Raw genomic sequence first — 16,015 nt, forward strand, 5'->3', positions numbered from 1 at the left:
GCCTCCTGCACGGAGCGAATTCAGACCGTCTCGAACACCCGCGCCCGGTACCTGGACCGGCACTGGGCGCGCTGCAGCTTGCCGCTGGTGGTGAAGGGCAGCGAACCGGCCTTGAGGAGGAGAACGTCGTCGGCCCGGAGGCCGTGGCCTGCGAACACGGCCTCCCGGACGGCTTCTTCGACCTCATCCGCCCCCACGATCGCGCGGGCACCTGGCGGGGTGTCCGGGGCATGGCCCGCCGCCAGGCGGAATCGGCTGTTGATCTCGGCCAGGACCACGAGGCGCGTGCGTCCGCCGTCCTCGACAGCGAAGGCACAGCAGCAGCCGTCCCGTATGGCGGCGTGGCTTCCTGCCGCGGTCGCCTCGATGTCGTACGGGTAGTGCTGCATGCCTTCCACGACGATGAGGTCGGCCACCCGGCAGGTGACGAAGAGCTGGCCGCCGTCCAGAAAGCCGAGGCTGCCGGTGCGCAGGAACCGGCGGCCCTCGTGTCCGCGCACGGCGGCGTTGAACGAACCTGCGGTCTCCTCGGGGTCGTTCCAGTACGCGGTACCGATACTCGGTCCGGAAGCGAGGATCTCGCCCGTCTCGTCCGGGGCGCACGGTTCGCCAGTGGCCGGATCCACCACTGCGATGGTCATGGACGGGTGCAACTGGCCCAGGCCGACCAGCCGACGGGCCCCGTCCTGGGGCGCGGACGGCTGCACCTTGCCTTTCGCCAGCGCCACCGCGTCGAACCGGCGGATCACCGGTTCGGGCTCCACCGGCCCGCCGCTCAGCATGACGGTGGACTCGGCGATCCCGTAACTCGGGAAGAACGCCTCGCGGCGGAAGCCGAAGGGGGCGAGCATGGCGCTGAACTGATCGATCATCTCTGCACGCACCGGCTCGTCCCCGACCACCGCGATCCGCCAGCCGCTGAGATCGACGTAACGCAACTGCTGCTCCGACACCCGCCGCAGGCACAGTTCGTACCCGAAACCGGGTGCCGAACTGATGCCGGCCCCGCGGTCCGATATCGCGCGCAGCCAGTTGGCCGGCTGCTGAGTGAACGCCGTGGGCGGCATCAGCACGGCGTCGTACCCGACATAGATCGGCTGCAGAACTCCGGAGATGAGTCCCATGTCGTGGAACACGGGCAGCCAGGACACGACGGGCGGCTGCCGTGCGAGGTCGTCCGTGGCACTGGAACCGTTGGCCAGGATCAGCGAGAGGTTGTGCAGGACGTTGCCGTGGGTGAGCACAACGCCCCGAGGCGGACCGGTCGTACCGGAGGTGTACTGCAGGTAGGCCACCGTATCGGGGCCGATCCGGGGGGCGTTCCAGCCATCCGCGTCCGCCTCACCTATCTCGTCCGTCGCCACACAGGTCGGCCGGTGCGATGTGGACATGTCCTTCAGCAACGCCTCGACACGGCTGAGCCTGGACCCGTTCGACAGCAGCAGATCCGGCCGGCAGCTGTCGACGATCGCATGGAAGCGCGTATAGCGGTCGTCGACGCCGACGCGCAGCACCGGAGGAGCGGGCACGGCGATCAGGCCGGCATACAGGCACCCGAAGAAGGCGGACACGAAGTCCAGGCCCGGCGGGAAACTCAGCACGGCGCGAGCGCCCGGCGGGGCCTGCCTGCTCAGACGCGCGGCGATCGCCCTTGCGCGGGCGTCGAGTTGGGCGAGGCCGAGTGAGTCGGACTCGTCGAGGCCGTTCTCCAGGAAGGCGAACATCCGTCGATCGGGCTCCCTGGACGCGCGATACCTGCAGAGCTCGACCAAGGTCGTCGGCTCGGGTCGGGAATCTGTGAGGGCATCCTCTGACATCGTGGTCCTCCTGTTCGGCTTGGCCATTGGCGTTGCCTTTGCCGTTGCACTCGAAGAGATGCTAAGTCGGCTGAGGAATATGGGGTATTCGCCGTCGGACGGAGTCCCTCCCCTACCGGAGGCCATTGTCCAGTAGCCCGGAAGACGGACAGAAATTCAGCCTTCGGTCGCCCTCACGGTTCCGTCCGTCGACCGTTACGGAAAGCGCCTCGTACTGGCTACCGTCATGACCAAGGGCAGTGGACGACAAACGGCCCATGTCCAAGGGAGAACATTTCCCCAGAAGGCTTCAGAAAGGGAACCGTGATGTCCTACGAAGCATCTGACGACCACTTCTCGGGTTATCCGAAGCTCCCGGATCTCCCCGTTCTCCCCGGTCTCCCGAACGGAACAGTCATCGGTACGACCGGCGTTGTGGTCACCGGCCTGGGAATGACCACACCCCTGGGCGCCGACGTCCACTCCACCTGGACGGCGCTGCTGGCCGGTGAATCCCCGATCACCGTGCTGGACGAACCATGGGCCCGCGACCTGCCCGTACGGCTGGCAGGCCGGCTGAGTCAGGAACCGACCGAGGTGCTGGGCCGGGTCGAGGCGCGGCGCATGGACCGCTGCCAGCAGATGGCCATGGTCGCCGCTCGACAGGCGTGGGCCGACGCCGGCGCACCCGAAGTGGCGCCGGAGCGGCTGGCCGTGGTGATCGGCACCGGCCTCGGCGGAGGAAAGACGCTGGTCGAGCAGCATGATGTCTCCTCGACCAAGGGGCCCGACCGCGTGTCGCCGTTCGCTGTGACGATGCTGATGCCCAACGGTTCGGCGGCCGCCGTGAGTCTGGACCTCGGCGCTCGCGCCGGCGCCCACGCGCCGACCAGCGCCTGCGCCTCCGGAGCGGAGGCAATCGCCATGGGGCTCGCCATATTGCGTGCGGGGCGTGCCGATGTCGTTGTCGCCGGCGGCACCGAGGCGTGCATCGGCCGGCTGTCCATGGCGGCCTTCGCCCGTATGGGAGCCCTGTCCAGCCGGCATGAGAACCCCCAGGCCGCGTCGCGGCCCTTCGACAGTGCCCGCGACGGCTTCGTCATGTCCGAGGGCGCCGGTGTCGTCGTACTGGAGCGAGCCGAATCCGCACGAGCCCGCGACGCGCGCACGTATGCCACGCTCGCCGGTACGGGCATGAGCTCCGACGCGCACGCCATGACAGCTCCTTCGACGGACGGTCAGGTCCGTGCCATCCGCCGGGCCTTGCGCGCAAGTGGCCTCAGCCCGCAGGACATCGTCCACGTCAACGCGCACGCTCCCGGTACGCCCGTCGGGGACCGCATCGAAGCAGCGGCAGTGCTGGAATCAATCGGACCGCATGCCCTTGTGACCGCGACCAAATCGGCAACGGGCCATCTCATAGGCGGGTCCGGCGCGATCGAGGCCATCTTCACGGCCCTGAGTGTGTTCACCGACGTGATTCCCGCGACCAGAAACCTCGACGACAAGGACCCCGAGGTGAAGGTGGAGCTCGTCACGAAGCGTCCGCGGCGCATCGAGGTCACGGCGGCGATCTCCAACTCCTTCGGTTTCGGCGGTCACAACGTGGTCCTCGCGTTCACCAAGCCCGCCTGACCGCGGCTGCGGGACGGCCGGGAGGCCCAGGAGGCCGGGGCGACTGGACGAGGCCGCTCCGCTGAGCCATCAGCGCCGCGTGCATCCGGTTCGGCAACTTGAGTTTGGCGAGGATGCGCGAGACGTGGGACTTCACGGTGGCGGGCGACACATGCAGATCGAGGGCGATCTCCTGGTTGGACCTGCCCATGGCGATACCCCACAGGACTTGCCTCTCCCGGCCGCTCAGGGCAGCCAGAGCGGCCGCGTGAGAGCGCTCGTGCGGCGGCGGGAGGATCTCGAACCGATCGATCAGCCGCCGGGTCATCGTGGGGCAGATGAAGGCCGCGCCGCGGGCGACCGCCCGGACGGCCGAGGTGAGTTCCTCCTGGCTTGAGCCCTTGAGCAGAAACCCGCTCGCACCGGCCTTGAGCGACCCGAACAAATGACTGTCAAGGCCAATACTGGTCAGGACAATGATTCCGGGCGTGATTCCAGCCGCTGACGCCCGGGCCGGCCGAGCGAGTTGCTGAATGAATTCGCACTCCGCATCGACGAGTACGACCTGCGGTCGCCGCAGTTCGACCGTTCGCAGTGCCGCCTCGCCGACCCTCGTATCGGCGATCACGGTGATGTCCGGCGCCTCCCCGAGGGCCAGCCGAAATCCCCGGCGCACAAGATCCTCATTGTCGACCAGTATTACTTCCACCGTGCTGAATTCGTCCATCAATCACTCCGCCTGCGCGATTCGGAAATTCCAGTACAGCGGTTGCACACGCGATGGCTGTGGGATGCGCCGAGCCCCAGCTGACCATGGCTGATACCACCTGCGCGCCCTGGCCCGCACACGCGTCCCAGATAGTCTGAATGGCAGCCTGCGGCGGGATACGCCGCATCGATCCCTTCCGATGCTAGGGGGATTGGTCGTGCTGGTTTCAGGCAATGGCAGCCATACTGTTGGCCGTTCCGGACACACGGCGGCGGCCGAAGTCTCCACCAGTCCGCGGCAGTTCCAGCGAGGCATCGCTGGCGTCCGCGCGATGGTCGACGTCGGGGTCGAGCACGGAGTGCCCGTACTCGCCTGCCTCGACGGCAGCGGCGTGGACCGGAACGCTCTCACCGACGACACCGCACATGTCCGAGCCTGGCAGGAACTCGTCGTGGCTCAGAACCTGGTCCGCGCCACGGGCGATGCTCCCGGCCTGGGCCTTGAGGTCGGCAGCAGGATTCCGCTGCGCACGTACAGCGTGTGGGGCTTCGCACTCCTCGCCAGCCCGACGCTGCGCGAAGCGGCGGCTGTGGGACTGCGCTACCTGGAACTCACCTTCGCCATGGTCGGGATCCACCTTCAGGAAGACAGGGACGAGGTCCGCCTCGTCCTGGACGACGGGCTTGTGCCCCAGCCCGTCCGGCACTTCTTCGTCGAGCGGGAAATGGCCAACATCCGCACCATCCTGGACACCATTGTGGGCCGGCCCTTCACACCCCTCCGGCTGGACCTGCGCTTCCCACAACCTGAAGAGCCCGCACCGTACGAGGCGTTCGCCGACACGCCGATCGCCTTCGGGGCGCCGCGCAACGCGATCGTCACCCTCGCAGCGGCACTCGATCAGTCGCTGCCACAGGCGGACCGGCACACAATGCAGGTATGCGAACGCGAGTGCGACCTCCTGCTGGCCCGCCGCGCCGACACCGGATTCGCAGCGCGGGTACGGGAACTGCTCACGCAGTGGCCGGACGGGATCCCCGACATGGGTGTTGCCGCAGCCGAGCTGTACGTCTCCACCCGCACGCTGCACCGCCGTCTGGCTGTGGAAGGCACGTCCTACCGGCGCCTGGTGGACGAAGCGCGGCACGCTCGCGCTGTCGAGATGCTGTCCACCCGCGGACTCGGAGTCGACCAGATCGCCGCACGGCTCGGCTACGCCGATGCAGCGACATTCATCCGCGCGTTCCGCCGGTGGACGGGCGCGACCCCGGGCGCTTACCGGACCGGCGTGCCCACCCGGCGCTTCTGATCATTTCAGGACCGCCTACGGAGCCAAGTCCCAGAGACTGAAGGCGGCGGGGACCGGGCGGAATGGCGGGGCGGCAGCAGGCCGACGTTCACTTGCCGGGGAGTCGCCCCGATGACCGGCAGCACGCGGCCTAATCTGCCAGAACTGACGCCCCATCACGAAAGGAACACCCCGTGCCCTCTCGCCTCAACCCGTACATCGCCTTCGACGGCGACGCCCGGCAAGCCATGGAGTTCTACAAGGGGATCTTCGGCGGCACCCTGACGGTGAACACATTCGGCGACTTCGGCCAGAAGGAAGCAGGAGCCGACAAGATCATGCACAGCATGCTCGAGACCGACAGTGGCTTCACGCTCATGGCCGCCGACAGCCCGCCGGGGATGGAGTACAAGTACGGCAACAACATCTCCGTGAGCCTGAGCGGAGACAACGCCGACGAACTGCGCGGCTACTGGGACAAGCTGTCTGGCGGCGGCACGGTATCGGTCCCCCTGGAGAAGCAGATGTGGGGCGACGTCTTCGGCATGTGTACGGACCGTTTCGGCATCATCTGGCTGGTCAACATCAGCGAGCAGCCGGCCTGAACGGGCAGTGACGCGCCGGCCTCCCCCGAGGCGGTCGGCGCGTCACTTGTGGCGAGGCCCTAGGGGCACGCGGGGCGTGCCGCCGCTGCCGGCGTACGGGCACCGGCGGACTGGAGCTGCCGCCGCCGAGCTGCACAATCCCGCTTACCCGGCGATGACCGCGGCCACGACCTTGTGGACGGCTCCAGCCTCCGGCGGAGTGCCTTTCCGGTCGGCGAACAGCATGTGCACGGCCGTATTCCAGCTTCCGCCTGACCTGGCGGAAACCCTCGCCACGGTCTACCGGCGGGTGATGCCCGACTCGCCGTTCAACCTCCAGGCGATGGCGCGGCAAACCCTGGACGGATACCAGGTGCTGTTCAGCAGGGCCCCGCTGGCGGAATCAGACAGGTGGACGGGTTCAGCGACCCCGAGCAGTGGCGATTCGACTGGGAGTGGTCCTACACCCGGGACGCGTGGCTGGACCAGATGCCTGCCCTCGGAGCCCTCACCCAGCTATCGTCGGACAAGCTGGCGGAGGTGCTTGAGGGTGTCGGCGCCGCCATCGACGCGATGGGGGGCGGCTTCACGATGCGTTACGCGACGGTGGCGGTCACCGCGGCGCGGACCGACGCCGCCTGACCCGGCATCGTGCGCGGGAGCTGCGCTCGCCGATGTCGAGGGTGAGAGCGCCGACGGCGGCTGCGGCGGTGAGGTCACGGGCGGCTTTGGGAAAGCGCGGAGTTCGCCATCGAGCGCGAGCAGGAAGCCATCGCCGCCGCTGCCGCCCCCAATACGATCTAATGGGCATGCGCACGCGGAGCAAACAGATTCCGATCATCACCGGTCGGCAGCTCCGCCTTGGTCCGCGCCGCCCTCAACTCCGGATGGTTGTACATGACTGCTGCCTCTCCCCACCTCGATCCTGCTCAGCCCATACAGAACACAGCAGGCTCGCCGACTGCACCGCAGCATCAGGGACTGTTCCTCCAGCCGTGCTACACCGTCGAACTGCCGCCACTGGACGAGGAGGAAGACGACTCCTATCCGGCTTCCCCCCTTCCCGCCCACCGGCGGCGCGGAGCAACCCGCGGACGATGACCGCCGCGCGCCCGGCCGCCCAGCCGGGTCGCGAGTAACGATGCGGACCGTGACACCGCTCGTAAGGTGACGTGCGTGATCGTTCGCAAGGGAGCAGTGAACGCAGTCAGCGGTTGGCGACCGGGCTATCCGGCTGCGGCCGCGGTGTTCGCCATCGGGATGGCCGGGACCACTCTGCCCACACCGCTGTACGGGCTCTACCAGGAACAGATCGGGTTCTCCGAGCTGATGGTGACCGTGGTCTTCGCCGTCTACGCGGTCGCGGTCATCACCGTGCTGCTGGTGGCGGGGAACTACTCCGACGAGGTCGGCCGCAGACCGGTGCTTCTGTGCGCCATGGCTTTGTCGGCCGCGAGTGCGGGATGTTTCCTCCTGCAGAGCGGTCTGCCTCTGCTCTTCGCGGGACGACTGCTGTCCGGCGGCGCGGCCGGCCTGCTGAGCGGGGCGGCGACAGCGGCCATCATCGAGCTCGCCCCTCCCGGCAAGAAGGCGCGAGCCGGGTTCGCCGCCACTGCGGCGAACATGGGTGGTCTGGGCTGCGGGCCACTGCTCTCGGGGCTGCTCGCGGAGTACGCGCCGTGGCCGCTGATGCTGCCGTTCTGGGTCCACCTGGGGCTGGTGGCTGTGGCGAGTGGCATCACCTGGTTCCTGCCGGAGACCGTGGCGGAGCCGAAGCGATGGCCGCCTCTGAAGCCGCAAGGGCTCACGGTGCCTCCGGAGGTGAAGGGTGTCTTCGCGCCCGCCGCGGTGGCGGCGTTCGCCGGCTTCGCGCTCCTCGGGCTGTTCACGGCGGTCGCACCGAGCTTCGCCTCGCAGACGCTGGGTGTGCACAACCTGGCCGTCGCGGGCGGGCTGGCGTTCTCCGTGTTCCTGGCCTCGACCGTCGGGCAGTCCCTGACACAACGGATCGGCACGCGCCTCGCGCTCCCCGTGGGGTGCGGCATCCTCGTCGTGGGCCTGATGCTGGTGGCATCGTCGCTGATCGCCGAATCCCTGGTGCTGCTCGTCCTGGGCGCTCTGTGCGGCGGCAGCGGACAGGGACTGGCCTTCCGCGCGGCACTCACCCTGGTCAGCGGCGCGGCCCCGGCACAGCAACGAGGCGGCACCATTTCGGCGTTCTTCGTCGTCGCCTACGCCGGGATCTCCCTGCCGGTGGTCGGTGTCGGCGCCATGGCCACATGGATCGGGCTGCGCGAGGCCGGGCTGATTTTCACGGGCTGCGTGATGCTGCTGGCCGCGGGCGCGGGAACGTACGCCGCACGCCGGCCGCCGACGGGGGCGTAAACAGGGCGCCCCAGCCCTCCTGCCCGAGGGGAGCCGACGCCTGGACTGCCCAGTGGAGACAAATGCCTTGAACTGACCCTTGTCCCATCACCGAAACCCGATTAAGGTTCGGCAATGTCGAACATCGGTCGGTAGCACTCCCACTCCGCTCCCGCGGAACCGACCGTGCGCAGCGGTCGACTCAGCGTGGCCGGCCGCTGGTCACAGACCGCGCCTTCAGGAGGGCGCAACTCAACAGCCGCCGGTAACCCTGCCGGGCAAACCACCGGGAATCGCCATGCGAACCACCGTCTTGAATCCGTCCGCGGCACGGCGCCGTACCCACACACACCGCGTCCCGGCCTCTCGCCCAAAGCCGGGCAACGCTGTGTGCGTCTACGGCTTCACCGTGCTCGCGGTACCCGCGGAGGTCCCGGTCGCCCGAAAGAGGGCGACAGCCGTCCTGCGGGACTGGGGGCTGCACGAGGACGGGTTGCACACGGCTTCGCTCGTGATCTCCGAGCTGGTCGGCAATGCCGCACGGCACGCCGTCCCGGAGTCGGCCAGGACCACGGTGACACTCACCAGAACCGGGACGACGCTGGCGCTGGCCGTGCATGACGACCACCCCTTCCTGCCGCGCCCACAGCTCAAGGCCGATCCCGGACGGGACTGCGGTCGAGGCCTGATGATCGTCGACAGCCTCGCCCGCGAGGCCGGCGGCGCGTTGCACGTACGCCCGATGCACACGCACGGCAAGGAAATCCAGGCGGTCTTCCCCGCCGCCCACTCCGCGGACAGCTCGGACCTCGCGGCATGTCTGGCCGCCGCCTGCCCGGTGATGCACTTTGAGCACAAGAGGCCCAGCTGACTCTGTCCGCGCAGCGGAGGTGCGGTACCGATCAACGGCCCTGCCCTCTTCGCCCGAGGGTGGAGGCGCGCGGGGCATCTTCCCAGGTCAGCCTCTGATGGACGCGCATCCTGCCGCGCCTCCGTCGCCTACGGGCCCACCGATCTGCTCGCCCAGCGGGTAGCCCGGGCAGCGGAGCTGGGGGGTGCGTGGTCGGCGGCTGCGGGGGGACCATGGAGTAGCCCAGAGCGATGGGCGACGCGCGGGCCCGAGCCGTGGCAGGCAGCAATATTGCGGCGGCGGGCGGAAGGAGTGCCTGCGATGAGTCCAACGGGATCCTTCGGGGACGACCTGGGACCGGCTGGGTCTGCCTCCGTCGCGTCAGGTGGTCTGCTGGACATGCTGGGCGTCGCCGCCGTCGTACTCGATGCCGAGGGCAGGATCGATCTCTGGAGCCCGCAGGCCGAGGACCTGTTCGGCTACAGCGCCGAGGAGGCCCTCGGCCAGTACGCGGGCAACATGCTGGTCCATGAGGAGCAGATGGAGGTCGTACTGGGCGTGTTCGCCCAGGTCATTGAAGAGGGCAGCAGCTGGGCCGGCGTCTTCCCCGTCCGGCACAAGGACGGCAGCACGCGACTGGTGGAGTTCCGCAACATGCGGCTGCAGGACGACCAGGGGGACAACTACGCCCTGGGCCTTGCCGCGGATCAGGCAACGCTACGGCAGGTCGAACGGGATCTGGCACTGTCCGCCCGACTGGTGTCCCAGTCGCCGATCGGACTGGGTGTACTGGACACCGACCTTCGGTACGTCTCGGTCAACCCGGCGGAGGAGCGGATGAACGGCGTGCCAGCCGCCGAGCATGTGGGCCGGCACGTCCATGACGTGCTGCCCTTCTTGGACGAATCGTTTGAAGCGACGATGCGCGAGGTCTTGGCCACGGGCACCCCGGTCTCGGACCAGTACACCGTCGGCCGCACCCCCGCCGACCCGGAGAACGAGCACGCGTGGTCGATCTCTTTCCACCGGCTCGAAGCACCCAACGGGAAAGTGCTGGGGGTGGTGACCTCCAGCGTGGACGTCACCGAGCGGCACCGTGCAGTCCAAGAACAACGCCGCACCGTTCTCACCCTCCAGCGCAGCCTGCTGCCCCACCCGCCACCGCAAAGGCCTGGGCTGGCCGTCGCCTCCCGGTACCAGCCCGCGCAGGCAGCCAGCGAGATCGGCGGCGACTGGTTCGACGTGATCGCGCTCGGCGGCGACAAGACCGCGCTCGTCGTCGGAGACGTCATGGGCAGCGGCGTCAGCGCTGCCGCCACCATGGGCCAGCTCCGCACCGCCACCCGCACCCTGGCCGGCCTCGACCTCGACCCCGCCCAGGTCCTGCAGCACCTCGACCACATCACCGAGGACCTGGACACCATCGCCACCTGTGTCTACGCCGTCTACGACCCGCACAGCGCGCAGTGCCACGTCTCCCTCGCGGGGCACCTGCCGCCCGTCCTCTTCCATCCGGACGGCAAACGCGAACTTCTGGACCTGCCCACCGGCGCACCGCTTGGCGGCTGTGGCGTCCCCTTCGACACGACCCGCCTCGACGTCGTGTCGGGCGACCAACTCGTCCTCTACACCGATGGGCTGGTCGAGACCCGCGACCAGCCCATCGACGCACGCCTGGACACCCTCCTCGAAGTCCTCGACGACCCCGATCGCTCGCTGGACGACACCTGCGACATGCTTCTGCGCTGCCTGCGGCACCCGGGAGATCACGACGACGTAGCCCTGCTCATCGCCCGCGCCAGGCCCTGTCCAGAAGGCGAGGAGACTCCCGTCCGCGATCAGGATTCGTCCGACATGGATCGACTTACAGACGGTTTCGACTGAGATTTTCCTTTCTTGCACAACTTGCCTTCAAGCCCAGCGCTAGGCCAGTTCAGCCGGAATGATGCGTTTGTAGGACAGCATGGGATCCGGGCCAGGCAGTTGATGTTGGAGTCGAGCGCGATGCCCCGCCACCGGCGGATCCCTCGGCGAGATCCAGTGAACGCGCCGGGCCCAGGTCCTGTCCGGTGAGCACCCGAACCGGATTGAAGGAGAAACCTTGGACACGGATCCCTTGACGACCCTGGCGATGGCCGGCGCGCACACCATCGTCGCGGCGATGGCCACCAATGCGTGGGAGTCCGCCCAAGCCGCCGCGGCCCGGCTGTTTCATCGCCGCGGCCACGCGCTGGACGCCGTCGAGGCGCAGTTGCGCGGTGATGCCGCCCTCGTAGAGGAGGACGAGGACGCAGACGGCGTCCGCACGGAGTTGGTCGGGCCCTGGAGGCGGCGACTGGCAGCGCTCCTGCGCGAACACCCCGAGGCCGAAGACGACCTGAGAGCGATGGTGGAGGAGGTGTGCCATGAGCTCCCCCAGCACCAGCAGAGTTGGGTGCAGAACAACACCGCCCGTGATGGCGGTCAGCTCTTCGCTGTGCAGGGCGGCGGCAGCATCCACGTGAGTCAGGTGTCCCCGTCACAGTCGCGGGGCAGCGCCCCCGGCGCCGGAGCGGACCGCGGCGGTGACCGGTGAACCAAGGAGCAATTCCCGGCGCGAGGCGCAACGCCACGGCGGACGCCGGGCGACAGCCGTCGGGGCCGGCCACAGGGCGCGGTGGTCGGCTGTGAACATGCCTCCCGGGGCCGAGCACGGCGGCCCCCATCCGAGCCTCGTGCCCGGTTCGCGCTACTCCCAGACGAACAAGGCCGGCACGTCGTTCCTCGTACAGCACGGCGACATGGAGGTCAACTACCGGGTTGCAGAAAGGCCTCGGGAAATGGGTGACTGGCAGGGCACGGAAGCTGGGGGCGCCGGCTCCCAGCCCCTCTTCACGAACGACTTTCTGCCGTGCCCTCCCAGCCGCTCGGTCTTCACCGGCAGGAGCCAGGAACTGGCCTCGATCCGCGCTGAAGTGGACCGGTTGGAGCGGGAAAGGCACGGCGTAGCTGTCGTCGTGCTGTGGGGCATGGCAGGTGTGGGCAAGACCGCTCTCGCCCTGACCGCCGCGCACGAAATCAAAGGCCGCTTCCAGGGACCGAAGGAATTCCTCAACCTGCGCGGCTACTCCGACACCCGGCCCACGCCCACCGAGACTCTGGCCGCCCTCCTGAGCCAGGTGGCCAAAATCAGCGCAAGCCAGATACCGACCAGCCAAGTCGAACGCGCCAGACTCTGGCGCAGCTGGACGTCAGGCCGGCAGACGCTGCTGGTACTCGACAACGTCCAGGACTGCGCCCACGTTCAGCAGGTATTACCGGGTGACGGCAAGCACCTCCTCTTGGTGACCACCCGTCACAGGACCGGGCTCCACCTCCTGGACTGCGCCCCGCTGCACCTCGAGCCGCCGCAGGCAGCCGACGCCCTGCGTATGTTCCACCACGCGGCCGGCCAGGACGCCGACCACATCGAGCAGGATGCCCTGGCCGGTCTGCTCAAGCAGTGCGGGCATCTGCCGCTGGCCATCCGAATCCTCGCCGCGCGGCTGCGCGGCAGCAGCGCCGATCTCCACCGGATACTGGCCGAGACCAGCCAGGCCGAGAGCCCTCTCCAAGGCCTGGACGACCTCTGCTCCTCGGAGAGCTTGGCGGTCTCCGCTCTCTTCGAGGCGTCCTACCGGCATCTGCCACGGAACACACAGCGGGTGTTCAGGCTGCTGGGACTCCATCCACTCGGATCCGACTTCAGCGTCCGCGCCGCGGCCGCACTGGCCGACCTGTCACCCACGCTCGTCCGCAGGAAGAAGGAGTCCTGCATCGGCACCCACCTCCAGCGCCTCTGCGACGCGTCCCTCCTCGACATCGTCGCCCTGCCTTCGGCCCACAACGCCGATGTCAGCTACACCATGCACGACTTGCTCGTTCCCTTTGCCAGGGGGAAGGTCCGCCCGACCACGACACACAAGGCGATCGACGGGATGCTGGACCACTACTGGCGCACCGCCCTTGAGAGGTCCGCCAGCGCCGAGCCGTCGCTGACCCGCCACGTCCGTCCCCGCGTCGAACCGCACCAGCCCCCGTCGCGCCCCGGACCGACCGCAGGGAACACCACGACCGCCCCCGTCACCTCCTCGAGAACTGAGGCTCTGGCGTGGTACCAGCGGCACCGGACGCACCTGCTGGCATGCCTCGACATCGCGCGACTGGAGGACGAGGGCCGGCGCAAGGACAAGGAGTGGAGCGACTGTCTGGACCGCTGGACCATCCGACTCACCAGTGCCATGGCCGGCCCGCTGCGCAGCCACGGGCCCTGGGACCAGGCGGCCGAACGACACGCTGCGGCGGCGGACGCAGCCCGGCGCATCGGTGACCGGCCCGCGCTCGCGGTGGCCCTCAACGACCTGGGCATCATCAACCGACTGCGCCGCCTCCACGACGACGCCCTCAAGGCCCTGAGCGAGGCGGAGGTCATCTTCAGTGGCGACCTGCCGGACCACATCACGCCCGAGGACAAGAAGCTCGGACAGGCCAACGCGCTCAACGAGCAAGGCATCGTGCACAACGAGGTAGGGATCGAGCGCAACGACGAAGGCCTCTTCCGCCGCGCAGCAACCTTGCTCCAGCGGGCGCTGGCGCTCTACGACACCATCAGTGACGGCATCGGCACCGCCAACGCCACCAAGAATCTTGCGGTCTCCCTCTTCCATGTCGGCCTGCTCCAACAGGACGCCCGACTCAGGGATACGGCGCTCCGCCACCTGGACACGGCCGGAGAAGGCTACCGGGACGTCGGCGACGAGCTCGGAGTCGTAGAGGTGCTCAATCACAGGGGCATCCTGCTGGAGAAGGCAGGTGACCGTCGTGAGGCTCTGGCCGACTTCAACTCGGTCCTCGAGCCGGCCGGGCAGGTGGGCAGCCGACTTGAGCTGGCGAAGGCATGGGACGGCATCAGCCGCTGCCGGGAGACGATCGGCAGCACCCCTGACATGGTCGTGCAGGCTCTGGAGATGGCGGCAGAGATCTACGCCGAGATAGGTGCCACCGCCGCGCGCCAACAGGTCGCGGCACGGCTCATACGGTTCCGGCGCGACTGAGGCGCGCGACGGCTTCCCGCACGATTTCCTCGGGCGTGGCGGACGCGTCGACCGCCACGCCCGGCTCGTCGGACTGCAACGGCTCCAACGCCTCGAACTGCGAGTCCACAAGGGAGACCGGCATGAAGTGGTCGCCGCGCGCGGCGACCCGCTCCCCCACGAGTGCGCGCTCCACGGTCAGATGCAGGAACCAGACCGGCGACCCGGCCTCGCACAGCATGTCCCGGTAGCGGCGCTTCAGCGCCGAGCACGAGACGACCCCGCCCTCCCCCGCTCTGCCGCGGTCCCGGATCCAGCCCGCGATGGCCGTCAGCCAGGGGCGCCGATCATCATCGTCGAGAGGCTGTCCCGCGGCCATCTTCGCGATGTTGGCGGGCGGATGGAAGTCATCGGCCTCCGCGTAGGAGACACCCAGCTTCTCGGCGAGCAGCCGACCGATCGTGCTTTTCCCGCAACCGGCAACCCCCATGACCACCACGACGCGTTGCGGACGACCGTCGCTGCCCATGCATCACCCCTGTATTTGGACGGGCACAAGGGTAGCCAGTGCTCAGACTTTGACGTGGTCCTTTGGACGTCTGTGCAGATACCTGTGTCCACACCGCCATCGAAGTCTGCTCCGTACATCACAGCGGCGAAGAGAATCACCGCGCAGAAGAGGACGTTCAGCCCCCGGAGGTGAATGCCGTTGACTCGGAGTGGGCCGGGGCTGTCGGCCCGGACGGCGGACCGATGGCGCTGATGTGACCAGCCGCAACCTCCAAGGGAGTTGCGTGGCCCACGTTTCAGCCGCTGATTGAACGCCGGCTCTCTCAGCCTCGTTGACCTCGGTAACCGGTGCCCGCCTGCAGACCGGTGAGTGAGTGAGGTTCGCACATGCCAAGGGTCCTTCCGAAAGACACCGAGCGGCGCCTTCCGGCCGCCGGCTGCCCCGCAGCCTGGTCGGCCGACTGCGGTTCCGTCCTGCGCATCACGTACTGAGCGGTCAACCCATGGACTATTGCCTTCCCTGCCGCCGCGCCCTCAACGGCGCCGTGACATGCCCAGAGTGCGGGGCATACGACTCCGACATGGCAACGCCGAGCGATGGGAGCGGCGGTGCACGGGCATCCGACCTGGCGGCGCTGGATGCCCTCGTCATCGAGGGACCCGGCTCCTTCGGGTCCCCCGACGTTTCCTGGTCGCCCGCTCCCTCAGCGGATGCGCCGTCAGCCCGGCGCCGCTCTGCGCCGCGACTGAAGAAGTACGGCGGTCGGACTCTTGCCGCGGCCACCTTCGCCATGCTCGGCGGCCTCGCCGCTGCATCGTTGCTGTCTCCGGACTCCGCCGGCGCACCACTGGCAGCGCCGAGCCCGGAACAGGCATCCTCCGACGAGCCGGATGTCCCCGTCACCGAATCACCTGGAGCCACGCGTATACCGGAACGGCCGGCCACGCACCCGGCCAGAGGAAGTGCCCGGGACCGGAACAGTGATGCGACTCGGCGCCCTCGTCCGACGGCCACTGACCGGGAATCCCCGGCTGCCCGAACTCCCGCAGCCCCCACCGGTCCACCCGTGAAGGCCAGGCCTACGCCCCGTCCCTCCAGTGGCCGTCCCAGCCAGTCGGTCTCGCCGACGGCGCCCCCTTCCGCAAGTCCTACCGGCAGTCCCAGCACCTCGCCCACGAGCAGTGCTGCGCCGAGCACCACGGGTCCGCCATGACTCGGCCTTCCCCGTTCCAGGGCATTCGCGATTCC

At 68.6% G+C, this 16,015-nt stretch carries 12 protein-coding genes; 9 read left to right on the forward strand and 3 right to left on the reverse strand.

Features of this window, described 5'->3' with window-relative positions; translation table 11 throughout:
* Positions 1–20: 20 nt before the first annotated feature.
* Positions 21–1,943: a fatty acyl-AMP ligase gene (locus tag OG741_RS03460; protein ID WP_405595000.1), complete on the reverse strand. Its 1,923-nt coding sequence runs from the start codon at positions 1,941–1,943 to the stop codon at positions 21–23.
* A 180-nt stretch (positions 1,944–2,123) separates the two neighbouring features.
* On the opposite strand from OG741_RS03460, the gene OG741_RS03465 reads away from it, so the two are divergent.
* Entirely contained in the window at positions 2,124–3,431 is a 1,308-nt protein-coding gene (locus OG741_RS03465) for a beta-ketoacyl-[acyl-carrier-protein] synthase family protein (protein WP_405595002.1), read from the forward strand.
* Here OG741_RS03465 and OG741_RS03470 read toward each other — a convergent pair.
* The gene (locus tag OG741_RS03470) at positions 3,415–4,137 is read right to left on the reverse strand and encodes a response regulator transcription factor (RefSeq protein WP_405595004.1); all 723 of its coding nucleotides are present in this window, start codon (positions 4,135–4,137) and stop codon (positions 3,415–3,417) included. The two genes, OG741_RS03465 and OG741_RS03470, sit on opposite strands and share 17 nt — an antisense overlap.
* A 313-nt stretch (positions 4,138–4,450) precedes the next feature.
* Between OG741_RS03470 and OG741_RS03475 the strand changes: the two genes are divergently transcribed.
* The 8 genes from OG741_RS03475 to OG741_RS03510 all read left to right on the forward strand — a co-directional run bounded on the left by OG741_RS03475 (position 4,451) and on the right by OG741_RS03510 (position 14,277).
* Positions 4,451–5,428 carry an AraC family transcriptional regulator gene (locus OG741_RS03475; RefSeq protein WP_405595006.1) on the forward strand — a complete coding sequence of 326 codons (978 nt, stop codon included), beginning with the start codon at positions 4,451–4,453 and terminating at the stop codon, positions 5,426–5,428.
* A gap of 173 nt (positions 5,429–5,601) precedes the next feature.
* Positions 5,602–6,012: a VOC family protein gene (locus tag OG741_RS03480; protein WP_405595008.1), complete on the forward strand. Its 411-nt coding sequence runs from the start codon at positions 5,602–5,604 to the stop codon at positions 6,010–6,012.
* Positions 6,013–6,402: 390 nt separating this feature from the next.
* Entirely contained in the window at positions 6,403–6,633 is a 231-nt protein-coding gene (locus tag OG741_RS03485; RefSeq protein WP_405595010.1) for a hypothetical protein, read from the forward strand.
* A 534-nt stretch (positions 6,634–7,167) separates the two neighbouring features.
* Positions 7,168–8,376, forward strand: coding sequence for an MFS transporter (locus OG741_RS03490; protein ID WP_405595012.1), 1,209 nt, complete (start codon positions 7,168–7,170; stop codon positions 8,374–8,376).
* 388 nt (positions 8,377–8,764) lie between these two features.
* Positions 8,765–9,226 (forward strand): ATP-binding protein, encoded by a 462-nt coding sequence (locus OG741_RS03495; RefSeq protein ID WP_405595014.1) that lies wholly within the window; start codon positions 8,765–8,767, stop codon positions 9,224–9,226.
* A 300-nt stretch (positions 9,227–9,526) separates the two neighbouring features.
* Positions 9,527–11,089 carry a SpoIIE family protein phosphatase gene (locus tag OG741_RS03500; RefSeq protein WP_405595017.1) on the forward strand — a complete coding sequence of 521 codons (1,563 nt, stop codon included), beginning with the start codon at positions 9,527–9,529 and terminating at the stop codon, positions 11,087–11,089.
* 217 nt (positions 11,090–11,306) lie between these two features.
* Positions 11,307–11,780: a hypothetical protein gene (locus OG741_RS03505; RefSeq protein WP_405595019.1), complete on the forward strand. Its 474-nt coding sequence runs from the start codon at positions 11,307–11,309 to the stop codon at positions 11,778–11,780.
* Positions 11,781–11,877: 97 nt separating this feature from the next.
* Complete coding sequence (locus tag OG741_RS03510; RefSeq protein WP_405605365.1) at positions 11,878–14,277, forward strand: NB-ARC domain-containing protein; 2,400 nt, start codon at positions 11,878–11,880, stop codon at positions 14,275–14,277.
* On the opposite strand, the gene OG741_RS03515 is transcribed toward OG741_RS03510, so the two are convergent.
* Positions 14,255–14,785 carry a gluconokinase gene (locus OG741_RS03515; RefSeq protein WP_405595021.1) on the reverse strand — a complete coding sequence of 177 codons (531 nt, stop codon included), beginning with the start codon at positions 14,783–14,785 and terminating at the stop codon, positions 14,255–14,257. The two genes, OG741_RS03510 and OG741_RS03515, sit on opposite strands and share 23 nt — an antisense overlap.
* Positions 14,786–16,015: the final 1,230 nt, after the last annotated feature.

It is taken from the genome of Streptomyces sp. NBC_01410 (assembly GCF_045040195.1).
In the GTDB taxonomy this organism is placed as follows: Bacteria; Actinomycetota; Actinomycetes; order Streptomycetales; family Streptomycetaceae; genus Streptomyces.

Excerpts from the sequence above, each read along its gene's own strand:
- OG741_RS03460 (WP_405595000.1), bottom strand. The coding sequence starts at position 1,943 with ATGGCCTCCGGTAGGGGAGGGACTCCGTCCGACGGCGAATACCCCATA.
- OG741_RS03465 (WP_405595002.1), top strand. The coding sequence starts at position 2,124 with ATGTCCTACGAAGCATCTGACGACCACTTCTCGGGTTATCCGAAGCTC.
- OG741_RS03470 (WP_405595004.1), bottom strand. The coding sequence starts at position 4,137 with ATGGACGAATTCAGCACGGTGGAAGTAATACTGGTCGACAATGAGGAT.
- OG741_RS03475 (WP_405595006.1), top strand. The coding sequence starts at position 4,451 with ATGGTCGACGTCGGGGTCGAGCACGGAGTGCCCGTACTCGCCTGCCTC.
- OG741_RS03500 (WP_405595017.1), top strand. The coding sequence starts at position 9,527 with ATGAGTCCAACGGGATCCTTCGGGGACGACCTGGGACCGGCTGGGTCT.
- OG741_RS03510 (WP_405605365.1), top strand. The coding sequence starts at position 11,878 with ATGCCTCCCGGGGCCGAGCACGGCGGCCCCCATCCGAGCCTCGTGCCC.
- OG741_RS03515 (WP_405595021.1), bottom strand. The coding sequence starts at position 14,785 with ATGGGCAGCGACGGTCGTCCGCAACGCGTCGTGGTGGTCATGGGGGTT.